The organism is Rhizobium sp. FG113 (assembly GCF_057809895.1).
The window spans coordinates 86,441-99,314 of record NZ_JBMDKV010000015.1; the positions used below are offsets into that span (position 1 = coordinate 86,441).

General features: G+C 60.8%; 13 protein-coding genes. All 13 read right to left on the minus strand.

The features are described 5' to 3' along the window. Positions 1–3: 3 nt before the first annotated feature. The 13 genes from fliR to motC all read right to left on the minus strand — a co-directional run bounded on the left by fliR (position 4) and on the right by motC (position 12,874). On the minus strand, positions 4–756 hold the full coding sequence (gene fliR / locus ACODTZ_RS26580; RefSeq protein WP_209232716.1) for a flagellar biosynthetic protein FliR: 753 nt from the start codon (positions 754–756) through the stop codon (positions 4–6). Next, entirely contained in the window at positions 753–2,840 is a 2,088-nt protein-coding gene (flhA, locus tag ACODTZ_RS26585; protein WP_018898453.1) for a flagellar biosynthesis protein FlhA, read from the minus strand. Before flhA ends, fliR begins: the two co-directional genes overlap by 4 nt. 87 nt (positions 2,841–2,927) lie before the next feature. Further along, a complete protein-coding gene (gene fliQ / locus ACODTZ_RS26590; protein WP_018898452.1) occupies positions 2,928–3,194 on the minus strand; it encodes a flagellar biosynthesis protein FliQ in 267 nt (88 codons plus the stop codon). Between the two features lie 69 nt (positions 3,195–3,263). Beyond that, positions 3,264–3,704, minus strand: coding sequence for a flagellar hook assembly protein FlgD (gene flgD / locus ACODTZ_RS26595; RefSeq protein WP_047507450.1), 441 nt, complete (start codon positions 3,702–3,704; stop codon positions 3,264–3,266). Further along, positions 3,695–4,144 carry a flagellar biosynthesis repressor FlbT gene (gene flbT / locus ACODTZ_RS26600; protein WP_018898450.1) on the minus strand — a complete coding sequence of 150 codons (450 nt, stop codon included), beginning with the start codon at positions 4,142–4,144 and terminating at the stop codon, positions 3,695–3,697. Before flbT ends, flgD begins: the two co-directional genes overlap by 10 nt. Then, positions 4,141–4,488 (minus strand): flagellar biosynthesis regulator FlaF, encoded by a 348-nt coding sequence (flaF, locus tag ACODTZ_RS26605; protein WP_047507449.1) that lies wholly within the window; start codon positions 4,486–4,488, stop codon positions 4,141–4,143. The genes flbT and flaF overlap by 4 nt, the downstream gene beginning before the upstream one ends. Positions 4,489–4,529: 41 nt before the next feature. Further along, on the minus strand, positions 4,530–5,651 hold the full coding sequence (locus ACODTZ_RS26610; RefSeq protein ID WP_081992980.1) for a flagellar hook-associated family protein: 1,122 nt from the start codon (positions 5,649–5,651) through the stop codon (positions 4,530–4,532). Positions 5,652–5,655: 4 nt separating this feature from the next. After that, complete coding sequence (flgK, locus tag ACODTZ_RS26615; protein ID WP_047507446.1) at positions 5,656–7,116, minus strand: flagellar hook-associated protein FlgK; 1,461 nt, start codon at positions 7,114–7,116, stop codon at positions 5,656–5,658. Between the two features lie 19 nt (positions 7,117–7,135). After that, positions 7,136–8,422, minus strand: a complete 1,287-nt coding sequence (locus ACODTZ_RS26620) for a flagellar hook protein FlgE (RefSeq protein ID WP_047507444.1) — start codon at positions 8,420–8,422, stop codon at positions 7,136–7,138. 128 nt (positions 8,423–8,550) lie between these two features. Continuing rightward, on the minus strand, positions 8,551–9,222 hold the full coding sequence (gene rem / locus ACODTZ_RS26625; protein WP_018898445.1) for a transcriptional activator Rem: 672 nt from the start codon (positions 9,220–9,222) through the stop codon (positions 8,551–8,553). Between the two features lie 281 nt (positions 9,223–9,503). Continuing rightward, a complete protein-coding gene (locus ACODTZ_RS26630) occupies positions 9,504–10,088 on the minus strand; it encodes a lytic transglycosylase domain-containing protein (protein WP_047507442.1) in 585 nt (194 codons plus the stop codon). Then, positions 10,009–11,427: a flagellar hook-length control protein FliK gene (fliK, locus tag ACODTZ_RS26635; protein WP_489029354.1), complete on the minus strand. Its 1,419-nt coding sequence runs from the start codon at positions 11,425–11,427 to the stop codon at positions 10,009–10,011. Before fliK ends, ACODTZ_RS26630 begins: the two co-directional genes overlap by 80 nt. A gap of 1 nt (position 11,428) precedes the next feature. Continuing rightward, complete coding sequence (gene motC, locus ACODTZ_RS26640; protein WP_489029356.1) at positions 11,429–12,874, minus strand: chemotaxis protein MotC; 1,446 nt, start codon at positions 12,872–12,874, stop codon at positions 11,429–11,431.

Consider the following 12,874-nt stretch of genomic DNA (forward strand, 5'->3'; position numbering starts at 1 on the left):
CGCCTACTGCCCGATAAACACGCTGGTGAACGACTGGCCGAACTGGCTGATCATCGCCGCGACGGCGAAATAGAACAGGAAGAGGCCGCCGAACAGCAGATAAGGCGTGGAGATGAAGTAAACAGGGATCTGCGGCGCCAGCTTGTTGATGAAACCGATCGCGACGTTGAACAGCAGGCCGTAGATCAGGAACGGGCTTGCGAGGCGCAGCATGATGAATGTCGTGGTCGACAGCGTGTCGGCGAACGAGATCAGCGTGGCGCGCATCTGCATGGCGCCGCCAAACGGCATCGATGTGTAGGAATCGATCAGGGCCCTGAAGACGATGTGATGGAAGTCCATCATGAAGAGAATCATCATGCCGGCGAAGATGATGAAGCCCGCGATGGCGCTTTCCTGGCCTTCTTCGAAGATATCGGCGGCGCTCGGCTGGGTATAGCCGATCATCATGGCGGCGATGTTGGCGGCGAACTGGAGGCCCAGCGTATAGAGGCGGGCCAGCATGCCGAACATCACGCCGATCAGCGATTCGCTGAAGATGAAGCCGATATAGGTCGCGTTCGAGGTACGGACGGCCGGATAGACCGTGTCCCAGAGCACCGGCATGATTGCCAGCGACAGCGCGCCGGCGATGAAGACCCGCAAGATCGAAGGGATACGCGCCGAGGAAAAACCCGGCATTGTCAGCACACAGCCACCGATCCTGCAGAAGATCAGAAAGAGTGCCAACACGGTCCCTTGCGGGTCAGTTATCATGAAATAGAGCCTAGAATCTTTATCTCGATGCCCTTTGCCAGTTCCACATGCGAGAGAACCGGGAGCGTGGCGAACAGGCGTTCGATGATCATGCGCACATAGGACCGTGTTTCCGGCGAGGTGACAAGGGCGAAAGGCAGGCCGCGATCCATGAATTCACGGATAACTTTGCTCGCCTGCTCGCTGAACTCCTCCAGCATGCGCGGATCGATGTCGAATTCGACGACTTCGCCCTTGTTGTCGCGCTTCAGCGCCTGGTGGAAGGCGAGGTCCCACTTGCTGCCGAGGCGCAGCACGCGAAGCACGCCGTTGTCGGCAAGGTCGCCGCAGAGCTGCTGCGACATGCGCACGCGAACGTGCTCGACGATCTGCTCGGTCTTGCGGACATGCGGCGCAAGTTCGGCCACGGCTTCGAGGATGAGATGCAGGTTACGGATCGAGACGCGCTCGGCAAGCAGCAGCTTCAGCACGGCCTGCAGGCCCGAATAGGACATGTGCGAGGAGCAGATCTCGTCGGCAAGCTTCTTATACTCGGGATCGAGACGATCGATCAGAACCTTGAGGTCCTTGTAGGAGAGAAGCGCCGGCAGGTTGTTGCGGATGACTTCGCTCATGTGGGTCAGGACGACGGAGACGTTGTCGATCGGCTGGAAGCCTTCGCGCTTCAGATCTTCCGTGAATGCCTCGAGTACGGAGACGGCCGGCATGCCGAAAGCGGGTTCGCGGATCTCGTCGCCCGGCACGCGCGGCTTGCGGCCGGAGCCGGTGACGACGAGGACTTCGCCGACGCGCAACTCGTTCGAGGCGACCGTCGTGCCGTGGATGCGGATCTGGTAGGACTTCTCGGTGATGGCGATGTCGTCGGTGACCTTGATCTCCGGAACGACGAAGCCGTACTGGGTCGCGAACTTCTTGCGCATCTTGCCGACGCGGAAGGCGAGTTCCTGGTGGGCGCCGAGAAGGCGCGAGGAGACCATCTTGCCAAGTGCCAGCTCGATTTCCGAGGTGCGCAGCACTGATTTGACCGAGTCCTTCTCCAGTTCTTTGTTCTCGACGACCTTCTTTTCTTCCTGCTCGCGCAGGATCTTGTTTTCCGCATCGATCTGACGCGGGATGAACCAGGCGCCGAAGGCGAGAACGCCACCGAGGAACATGAACGGGATGAACGGCAGGCCGGGCATGAGGCCAAGCACGATCATCAGTACCGCGGAGACCGACAGCGCGCGCGGATAGCCGCTCAGCTGATCGACAACGGCCTTGTCGGTCGAGCCGACGGTGCCGCCGCGCGAAACGAGAAGGCCGGCGGCCAGCGAGATGATGAGGGCCGGCATCTGCGATACCAGACCGTCGCCGACAGAGAGCTTGACGAAGACGTCAGCCGCTTCGCCGATCGGCATGCCGTGGCGGAAGTAGCCGATGATGATGCCGCCGAAGACGTTGATGGCGGTGATCAGGAGGCCGGCGATGGCGTCGCCGCGCACGAACTTGGACGCACCGTCCATGGCACCGAAGAAGGAGCTTTCCTCTTCGAGTTCCTTACGGCGGCGCTGCGCCTCGCGCTCGTCGATGATGCCGGCCGAGAGATCGGCGTCGATCGACATCTGCTTGCCGGGGATGGCGTCGAGGGTGAAGCGGGCGCCGACTTCCGCGATACGGGTGGCACCCTTGGTGATGACGATGAAGTTGATGGTAATCAGGATCAGGAAGACGATCAGACCGATGACGAAATCGCCCGACATCACAAGGCTCGCGAAGCCGGCGATGACGCCGCCCGCCGCATCGTGGCCTTCGTTGCCGTGCGAGAGAATGACGCGGGTCGTCGCGATGTTCAGCGACAGGCGCGTCATCGTGGCGATCAGCAGGATGGTCGGGAAGGACGAGAACTCGAGCGGCTTCTGGATCCACAACGCGACCATCAGGATCAGCACGGACAGCGCGATCGAGAACGCCAGGCCCATGTCGATGAGGAACGGCGGGATCGGCAGGAAGAGCACGCAGATGATGACGACAATGCCAAGGGCAAAGCCAACGTCACGCAGGCTGGGGCCGGCTTTCGGAAGGGGGAGTGCGGGTGGTTGCGCCATATCGATTCCGTCTCGTCATGAGATGTACGGGCATGATGCCCAGAATTCGGATCGATAGTTAAATGGCGAAGCTTGCGCGAGGGTGGCTCAGAAGCCGGATTGGATGCGCGAGAAGACGAGATTGGTGAAGATCGAGATCTGCGAGCCGACGAAGGGAGCGGAAATGCCGATCGTCACCAGAACAGCGACGATCTTCGGGACGAAGGTGAGCGTTGCTTCCTGGACCTGGGTCAGCGCCTGGAACAGCGCGATGACGAGACCGACGATCATCGCCGCGGCCACGGCCGGCCCGGCGGAAACGAGAACCGTCCAGATCGCCGCCTGGAACAGATCGAGTGCGTCAGCTTCATTCATCCAGGCAACCTCATATCGCCTTTCGGTCCGTCCGCAACCCGGCCGGACCGTCGTTCAGTTTCTTGTCGATCAGCTACCGGTCGTGGTCGAAGCCGGTGCCTTATCGGCGACAGTGATTCCCGCCTGGACAAGAATACTCTTCCCATCGGTGGTCGTCGCGATAATTCCGTCGGAATACACTTTTACAGAATCGACGGTGCCGGCGACGGAGCCATCGGCGCTGGTCATGTACTTGCCGACGTAGCTGCTGGCCTGCGTCAGGCTCGAGCTTGCCAGAAGCGTGTCCAGCTTGGTGTTGGTCTGGATCGTCTGCTCGACCTGCGAGAAGCTGGCGAGCTGCGCCATCTGCTGGCTGGCATCGACGGGTTCCGTCGGGTCCTGGTTCTTCATCTGGGCGATGAGGAGCTGCAGGAAGTTGTCGTAGTTGAGCGTCGCCTTCTGCTGAGCGGTCGACGTCGTCGATGAGGTGTTCTGCGTCGTTGTCGCGGAACCGGTTGCGCCTACCGCCATGGTGCGATCTCCTTGCGAATCTGCTCAACCATTGCAGGGTGCATTTCCTGGTTGTTCAGAATGTTGTCCTCGATAACGTAGAGACCGCGGATGGCCTTGAGAGCGTCGAAGGCGCGGCCGGTCGAAACCAGACCGTCGATGCGCTTCAGCTCGGCCAGAACTTCCTCGTTCTTGAAGCAGGTCAGAAGCATCGTCACCGACTTGCGGAACATTGCCGTCGACTGATCCTTGCCCTCAGGGTTGATCAGGATCATCTGCGCGATGAAGTAGAGCTGGCGCAGAGGCGTTGTCGCGTCTTCCGGCTGGAGAACGTGGTTTTCCAGAAGGAACGTTACATCATTCAGGAATTCCAGCGCGACCTTGCGATCGACGCGCAAAACCGCACCGTTGATGAAGATCTTTTCCCCGGCTTTTAGCGAGATACGAAGCGTGCTTTTCATTTAAGTCCATCCCTGATGATGGTGGTAACGTCAATAATGCCTTGAAAGTTGGTCGACTGCCGTTTCCGGATCCGGTCGCTTTCTTTCAAGATCCAAATAGCGATCGAGATCAGATTGGCGCGCAACTGAACTTCGAGCTGATTGTCCGGATGCTTGAGGTCTTCGATAAAGCTCACCCAAACGCGTCGGGTGTAAAACAATGCATCGATAGCCTCACGGCCATACTTCTCTTTGTCGCGTGCAAGCGCGAGTAGCTCGATGGACCGGTCGAGAACTTGACGTTCCCGCTCCTTGGCATCGGCCACCGAGTCTTGCATGACCTCGGCGTAAGAGAACTGATACATTCATGCATCCTTCTTTGTACTTGTACTTCTACCGCTGATCATCAGAGGTAGTTCACGAGGCTCAACTGCTGAATCTTTGAAACGATCGTGTATGCGGTTTCGAGCTGCGTCTGCAGGGTGTTGACCAGTGTGGACGCTTCCGACTGATCGACGCCCTGAAGGTCGACGAGCTTGTTCTGAATGATGCTGGACTGCGCATCGAGGGCGTCGTTGGCCTTCGTGACGCGCTCCTGGGACAGACCGAGCTGGCTCGCCTGCGTGACGATGCCGGTGGTGCCCTGCGCGGCGTAGCCGATTGCCTTCGAAGTGGTCATCGCCAATGCGTCGCCACTGAGGCCGGTGCCGGCGAGCGCCGAAACGGTGATGGACGCGAGCGCGAAGTAGCGCATGCCTTCGGAGTTCGAATTGGTCGAGGACGTGACGGTCTCGGAGTTGCTGATCCGGCTCGTCATGTTCTGGTTCGACGCGCTCGACCAGTCGGCCCATGCCGGTGGTGTCACGTAGGCCAATGGCGGGGTCGGCGCGCCAACGCCCGTAGGCGGGAACGGCAGCGGCGTCGAGGTCGCATTCAGCGTATCCTGCGAGAACATCGGCTCGACGAAGTTGGAGATGAACGTGTCCATCTCGTCGCCGGTCAGTTCGGACTTGGTCTTGCCGAGGCTGCTTGCCCAGGCATCGAGATTGGTCTGGATCGCGGTGGTCGCGGCATCCGTCTGGTCGGTCAGCGGCTGGATATCGGTGTTGATGCCGGAGAAGAGATATTCGCCGTTGAGCATCGAGTTGCCGGTGTCCATCAGCGACGACAGCGCATCGCCCGCCGACTGCATCGCAACGGTGATGCTGGTGTTGTCCTGGCTGCCCTGCAGCGCCGTCAGCTTCGAGACGAGCGCATCGCCCGCCGTCTTCATGCTGGTCAAACCAAGCTGGGATGCTTCGAGACGGCCGGATACAACCGAGTTGCTGCCCTTCAGCGCCTGGATGCGGGTGACTTCCGCGCTGAAATTCACGCTCTTGGCGGCACCCGAGCCCAGCGAGGCACCGATATCAGCGTAGACACCGGTCGTGGCTTCAAGCGAGGATTTGACGAGCTGGGTCTGCGACTGGCGAATGGTCAATCGCATCGCGTTTTGAATAGCCGAACTCGAAATAAATGAACTTTTCATGGGCTTACCTCGCAATGTCCAGCAGCGACTGGTACATCTCGTTGACGGCGTTCAATATCTTCGTCGCCGCCTTGTAAGACTGCTCAATATCAAGCAGCAGTGTCAGTTCCTCGTCAAGGTTGACGCCTGTCTCATTTGAGTACGCTTCGGTTGAGCGCGAGAGGGCAGCGGTTGTATTTTCCGATGCCGTCGTTGCGTCGCTTCGCATCTGTTCGAGCCAGCCGACCGAATTCTGCGCGTAGCTGATGATGCTGACATTCGAGGAGATGCCGGCGTCCGAAGAGAACGTCTGTGCCGAGCCCAGCGCGGTGTAGAGGTCATCGAGGTTGTCGGAGAAACCGCTCGCGCCTTCCGTGTTGAGGTTGGTCAATCCGGTGATGGAGCCGTCGCGCAGCTTCATCGGATCGCCACCCTGGCTGGTGATTACCGCTGTGTTTACCGTAATCGTACCTGCGATGCCGTTGATGACATCCGTGGTCGTCGGCGTATCGCCGTCGAGGCCCGTCGATGTCTTCCAAACGAAGAGACCCGGCTCGGTCGTCGCGCCGTCGGTTTCCGAGAACATCGTCACCAGCGACCTTGCAACTTCATCGAGCTGCGACTGGAAGGTCGGAGCGACGTCGTCGCGGATCTGCAGGAGGGACTGAAGGCTGCCCTGAGCGGTGGTCGTGGACCCCTGCCCGCTGGTGAGCGCCACGCCGTCGATGTAGACGCCGTTGCCTTTCGTTCCGGTCGTGTAGGTTTCCTGCGACACGAAGGTGACCGCGCGCGGAATGGTGTCGAAGACGACCGTGCCGTCATTCGTGTAGAGCGCCATGTCGCCATTGGCGCGATCGGCGGTCTTGACGCCGACGATCGAGGAAATCTGCTTCAGCAGCTTGTCGCGCTCGTCCAGCGCATCGGCCGGGTTGCCGCCGCTGGCGGTCGCGCCCTTGACCGCGTCGTTGGCCGTCTTGAACTGCGCGAGCAGCGTGTTCAGCGTGTTGACCTGGGTCGAGATCTCCTTGTCCGCGTTCTGGCGGATAAGCTGGACCGACTTGGTCGCGTCGTTCAACGAGTTGGTGACGTCCTGCGCCGCGGTGACCGCGCTCTGCGCCGCAATCGCGCTGCTCGGCGACGTGCGGAAAGCTTGGAGTTTCTGCTGGAAGGTCGAGAGATAGGTGGCCGGCGACGTCTCGTAATCATTGCCGCCGAGCACCGACTTCAGGTCGGTGAGGCCGCTCAGCAAGGTCTGCTGAGCGCTATCACCGGCGCTTGCCTTCAGCCACTGCCGCATCAGGGCGTCTTCTTGCGCCCTGCTGATCTTTACAACCTGCGCACCGTTCAGCGAGGTCGTGACCATCGCCTGACGGCGCACGTAATCGCTGTTGCTGGAATTCGAGATATTGTTCGATACGACGCTGCTCTGAGTGCCGGTATTGTTGAATATGCTCTGCGCGGTGTTCAGTGCTGATGTAAGCGACATGGCTAACCCGTTACCCTACTTATCTCTTGAGGTTGACGAGGACGTCCATGATGTCGGACCCCGTCTGGAACACCTTGGAGTTGGCAGTGTAGCTGCGCTGCGATTCGATCATTTCGGTCAGTTCGCCGGCGAGGTCGACGTTCGAGCTCTCGATCGCACCCGACTGGATGGAGCCGAAGCCGTTGGTCTGCGGGAAGCCCGTGACGGTGACGCCCGAGGTGCCGTTGGCGCTGTAGACGTTGCCGCTCATGAGCGTCATGTTGTCCGGGCTTGCGACGGTTGCCAGCGGAATGCGGTAGAGCGGCTTGGAGGTGCCGTCAGCATACTTCGCCGAGACCGTGCCATCCTTGCCGATCGAGACGCTGTCGACCGGGCTTGCAGCCTGGCCGTTCGGCGTACCCTTGCCGGAGAAGTCGGAAGCGAGCTGCGTGAAGCCGGAGAGATCCATCTGGATCTGGCCCGTCGTCACCGGGTCATCGATCAGAAGCGAGTTGCCGGAGACAAGGTTGCCCGACGCATCGAATTCCATCGTGCCACCGCCGACGGCGTCCGTCGAATAGGGGAAGGATGTCGTGCTACCGACCGTTGCGTCGGAATGGCGGTAAACCGCGACTTCCCAGGTGCTCGCTGCGCCCGTTGCAGGCGGCGGCACCTCGGCGTCCGTCTTGGTGAAGTAGAAATCGTATTGGACGGTATTGCCGAGCTTGTCATAGCCGACCATCGAGATCTGCTTCGTGTCAGCGGTGACGGGAGCGGTGTTGCTGCTCGGCAGGTTGCCGGTCGCAATTTCGGCGCCAGAATCCAGGTTACCGGCGAAGGTACCAGCCGTGGAGGCGATCGCCGTCAGCCCGGACTGGGCGACGTTGACAGGAACAAGGCCGGAGAAGCCGTTGACGACGACGGCGGGCGCACCCGAATCGTAGGAGTAGCCCATCAGCTTGAAGCCGGCGGAGTTGACGAGGTTGCCTTCGTCGTCCTTGGTGAAGTCGCCGGCGCGGGTCAGAACCGGAACGCCGTCGGGGCTCTGGACGATGAAGAAGCCGTCACCGGAGATGGCGAGATCGTAGCCCGAGGTCGTGTAGGAGATATCGCCCTGTGCGGAGACCGACTGGCGAACAGACGTCTGCACGCCGCCCGAATTGTAGTTGCCCGAGCTCGAAGGCAGGACAAGCGACGAGAAGGCGGTCGATACCGCCTTGTAACCCGACGTGTTTACGTTGGCGATATTGTCGGCCACGGTGCTGAGGCGGTTCGCCTGTGCGTTCATGCCGGACACAGCCGTCTTCATGCTGCCGAAAATGCTCATCTGAAAACCTCGATTCCCTTAGTAGGCTTGAGAGTATCCGGTGGGCCTTGCGTGAAGCTGTCTGGCATTTGCGTGATCGAAGAAAGATCGGAGCCTAGACCGCTGCGCCCATAGCGGACGTTGAAAAACTATTCCCAATCAATGCAGTAGCCGAGGAAGCGCTTGGAATCGACCGGGTCGACACCGAGCTTCTTGCGCAGCTTTTTACGAAGCTTGGAAATGTGGCTTTCAACGACGTTCTCTTCGACTTCCTCGTCGAAAATCCCGTAGATGGCATTGAAGATCTGGGTCTTGGTGACGCGGCGACCGCGGTTGGCAATCAGGTATTCGAGGATGCGGCGCTCGCGGCGCGGCAGTGCGAAGACTTCGCCGTGGATCTCGGGATCGCGGCCATCGGAGAAGACGCGGATGGCGCCGATATCCGTGTGCGTCGAAATAGCCTTCAGGCGGCGGCGGATGGCCGCTGCGCGTGCAAGGATTTCGCGGGGGTGAACCGGCTTGCGAACAACGTCGTCAACGCCGCAATCAAAAAGTGCAAGCGTGTTTTCGAGCGAGGGCTGGTCGCTGACCGCGATGACGGGTGCCATCGAACGATCGCGAATGGCGCGCGGCAGCTCGAATGTCTGCTGTCCCTGGCCAATCAAAAACGCCTCGACAGCCGCGATATCCGAATCGGCAGCCGTCTGCACCCACTCTCCAAACTCGTTTGGATCAAAACCGGTCGAAGGAATACCTTCTCGACCAAAAAGGGAAGTGTAGCCATCCTTCACGAGCTCACGCTCATCAACCACTACGATCATTCGTCCGCCTCCGAATCACTTGTGGCACATCGATGACCTATGGGTACGAATCGCACGATTCTGGGACAAGCTGTAGGAACTCACTGGCGGAAATTAATAGTTGTTAAGAATTGCCCCCCGATTTGCTCTATATTTAGTGGGTAGGCAAAATTATGCACACAAAAGTTTCGTGGAAAAGTTAACATGTCCTAAATTGTGACTTGCCTTGCCACATTGGCCCGAATTCTTGCCATATTATGACACATTTCCGGTTTGTTCTTTTTTCGCTATCTTTGGGCGAGTTAGCCGCGGCAGAAATTGCTCGCATTGGGAGTCCATTTCCCATAGCCCGTGGCGACCAGATTGGCGATGACGCGGCAGACATATTGCTTCTGCGCGGGGTCATTATTGGGGCCGGCGTGGTAGCGGGCGACCGCCATGGTCCAGGTCTCGTGGCGATCGTGCAGGTTCTTGAGGAACCGTGCGGCGTATTCCACGTTGGTGCGGGGGTCGAACATCTCCTCCAATGACCGAAAATTCTCCCCGTGGTAGAACTGGTTGATCTGCATGCAGCCGACATCGATCAGCTTCGCGCCCGACCTGTGAGCCGTATCCACCTGCCTCAGCGCGTCGCGCTCCGAGGGCGGGAAGAAGGGCTTGCCCTCTATGTTCAAGGCATAGGGGTAGAGCGAGCCCTTGCGGCCCGTTTCGGTCAATCCGACGGAATAGAGGATGCCCTCGGGGATACCATACTTCAGTGCGGCCGACTGGATCTCCTGCTCGCAGGCGCCATCGGACGCCCGCGCGTCAGAGGTATACGTCGCCAGTGCCGCCGCTGCCAGAGGAGCCAGCAGAAGCGCTCGTAGCGTCGCTCTCACCTGTAACATTGAAGCCCCCTGCACTGCGCTGCCCCGTTTGATTCTGACGCTCACGCGCCTCGCCGCCCTGCCCCTGCGCAGAGCCCTGCTGCGAGCCGCTCTGGGCGTTCGTCTGGCTGCTGGTATCGGTGTTGGCGACGGGCGCCATGCTGACGCTCACGCCGTCGATGGCGTAGCCCTGGCTGCGCAGAGACTCCAGCATCTTCGTGTGGTCTTCCCTGAGCTGCCTGTAGGCTGCTGCTGTCTCGACCTTGAGATCGACGTTCAGCGTGTCGCCCTGCAGCCTCAGCGTCGCGGTGACGAGGCCGAGATCGATGGGGTTCATCTGGATCTTGAGCGTGTTGACGACCTTGCCGGTGCTGCTGAGCTCAGCAGCGTTCGACAGGGACGACGATGCCTGCATGGCATGCGCCCATTCCTTGTCGCCGGCGATCGCTGCCGTGACGGCCGCGGAATTCGTGTTCTGCGCAAGGCCGATATAGCGGCGGGAATCGAGGATCGTGACCGTCTCGACATTCGCCTTTCCGCCAACGTCGGCCGCATCCTTCTCGATGCCGAGATGCATGTCCATGGACGTGCCACGGCTGTCGGCGCGCGTCAGCCGGAAGGTCTGGCCTACCGTATCACCGGCATCGGTAGCGCCGGGCATGTCCACGTCGGACGCGGCGTCGCTGGCCGAGGTCAAGGCGCTGGCGACATCGGCGACGGCGTCACCCTTGGTTTTCTGCTTGCCGGAAGACTTGTCCTTGGCGTCAGTGGGCGCAGAATCCTGCGCCTTCTGTGCGAACAGTGCGGCAGCGGCGGCCGATGCACCATCGACCGGCGTGTTTCCGAGCATGCTCAGGACATCCGAGACAGCATTGTCGTCGGCTGATCCGGGCTTGGCCTCGGTCTTGACCGGCTTGCCTGTCTTGTCGTCCTTGGATGTCGGCGCGGCGATCTTGTCGGCCACGTCTTCGGCAGTGCCATCGACTGCAGCATCATCGATCTGCTTGCGCAGCGACTTGATATCGATCCGGCCCGTCTTCTGAGCGTCCTTGCCGGCATTGGCCGCCGTCGCATCGGCTTCCGCCTGCGCCAGTGCGGCTGAATTGCCAAGATCGATTACAGCTTTCGGGTTCTGCCGATGCGGCGCCGGGCCTACGGCGCCGTTGCCGCCATCTGCAGTACCAGAGGGCTGTTGGCCATCGGCATTGGCGCCCTGGTTGCGATCGGAACCGGCATTGGCCTTGTTCAGAACGTCCGAGAAGCCACCGCCTTCGGTATCCGAGCCCTTGCCGGCCGGCCGGCTGGCTTTCGCGCCTGCGGCAGCATCTGCGGCACCGGCCGGAACGCTGATATCCATCATATCAATTGCTTTCCTTGTTCAAAAGACCGTCGATCTCATCCAACTGAGAGCGGCTCGAGGTCACAAATGAGCTGAATGCAGGGTCGGCGTTCTGTAGATCCGCTGATTGCGATCCGGCCGACGGCATGGCGTCGGGCACCGCCCCCTCTCCGGCCGATCCTCCCTCGGCCGCCTGTTCAGAACTGGCTTCTTGACCATCTGGTGTATTAGCAGAGCCTTGCGTCAGGCTTGCAGCGTCCGGTTGCCGAAGCACCTGCTCGGCCACCGACCGCGCAGCGGCCCGCAAGATCTGGTCGCGCGGCGAAAGCGCCTTGTCAGCGATCGTCGAAATATCGCGGGCGGCCGTATCGATCTTGTCGGTCGGGATCGCGGCCATGCCGCCGTAGAAATCAGCCAATGCGCCAAAGGCGTTGTTGTTGTCGCCCGACAGGGCCTGGGCGCGGCCGGCGGCCATGCGGGCGAGTTCGCCCTTGCCCGCTATCGCTGCGGCACGCGCGATCCGCAGGTAGATTTCCCGTTGGCGCGCCTCATCCATGAAGGACAGGATGCCGATGACGTCATCCGGCTTCACATCATGATCGTGATCGACCAGCAGCTTGACGAAGAGATCGGCGAACTGGCTGGCATAGGGCGAATGCAGGAAGCGGCGGATGTAGCGCTGCGAATATTGCAGCCCCTGGTCCACCAGCCCCTTATCGACGCAGATCGCGACCGAGCGGCGCAAGGCCGCCTCCTCGATGATCGTGCCGGGCGCATTGAGACGCGCGAGATCGTAGAGCTTGAGCGCCTCTTCCGGGCTCTTGGCGATCGTGACGTTGCCGCCGACCAGCGCCAGATAGGGACCGATCTTCTTGTCCTTATATTCCTCGGCGGTATCCACCAGCGTCTTGGCGACGAGAAGACCCTTGCCGCTCAGATATTTGCGCAGGATGTCGGTCACGCGGTTGTCGAAGTAGCCGTTGACGTCGCGCGCCACCAGATATTCCAGCGTCTGCGGATTGCCGCCGCTCATGGCGTAGATCAATGCGGCATCGACGTTGCGATCGTCATCGAAGACGGCCGGATCGACGGCGCGCAGGCGCTTGTCGATGGTGCCGAGCATGAAGCGCTGCATCTCGCTGGCGGAATGGTCGCCGAGCACGACGGAATCCTGCACGAACTGCAGGGAGCGCAGCATCTTGTAAGGTACGGTGTCGCCGCTATCGTCCTGCGGCACAACAGGCAGCGCCTCGGCCGTCGATGTTGCAGCACCATGCGCGGCAGCAGGGGCTTCCGCTTCGGCAGGTGCAGGCGTCTCGCCATGCCCTGCCGGCGCCTCGGCGTGTCCAGCTGGCGCCTCGGCGTGGGCGGCGAGCGGCGCGGCTTCTTCCGCGCGCACAACGCCGCTTGCCGTCAGCGCAAGGCTGAAAGCGAGGGGCAGGAGATGCCTGTGCTGCCGGCGCTTCAT

Coding starts and splice junctions, on each gene's coding strand:
- motC (WP_489029356.1), bottom strand. CDS start 12,874: ATGAAGCGCCGGCAGCACAGGCATCTCCTGCCCCTCGCTTTCAGCCTT.
- flaF (WP_047507449.1), bottom strand. CDS start 4,488: ATGTATCAGTTCTCTTACGCCGAGGTCATGCAAGACTCGGTGGCCGAT.
- flhA (WP_018898453.1), bottom strand. CDS start 2,840: ATGGCGCAACCACCCGCACTCCCCCTTCCGAAAGCCGGCCCCAGCCTG.
- rem (WP_018898445.1), bottom strand. CDS start 9,222: ATGATCGTAGTGGTTGATGAGCGTGAGCTCGTGAAGGATGGCTACACT.
- fliR (WP_209232716.1), bottom strand. CDS start 756: ATGATAACTGACCCGCAAGGGACCGTGTTGGCACTCTTTCTGATCTTC.
- fliK (WP_489029354.1), bottom strand. CDS start 11,427: ATGATGGATATCAGCGTTCCGGCCGGTGCCGCAGATGCTGCCGCAGGC.
- flgD (WP_047507450.1), bottom strand. CDS start 3,704: ATGGCGGTAGGCGCAACCGGTTCCGCGACAACGACGCAGAACACCTCA.
- ACODTZ_RS26630 (WP_047507442.1), bottom strand. CDS start 10,088: ATGTTACAGGTGAGAGCGACGCTACGAGCGCTTCTGCTGGCTCCTCTG.
- fliQ (WP_018898452.1), bottom strand. CDS start 3,194: ATGAATGAAGCTGACGCACTCGATCTGTTCCAGGCGGCGATCTGGACG.
- flbT (WP_018898450.1), bottom strand. CDS start 4,144: ATGAAAAGCACGCTTCGTATCTCGCTAAAAGCCGGGGAAAAGATCTTC.
- flgK (WP_047507446.1), bottom strand. CDS start 7,116: ATGTCGCTTACATCAGCACTGAACACCGCGCAGAGCATATTCAACAAT.
- ACODTZ_RS26620 (WP_047507444.1), bottom strand. CDS start 8,422: ATGAGCATTTTCGGCAGCATGAAGACGGCTGTGTCCGGCATGAACGCA.
- ACODTZ_RS26610 (WP_081992980.1), bottom strand. CDS start 5,651: ATGAAAAGTTCATTTATTTCGAGTTCGGCTATTCAAAACGCGATGCGA.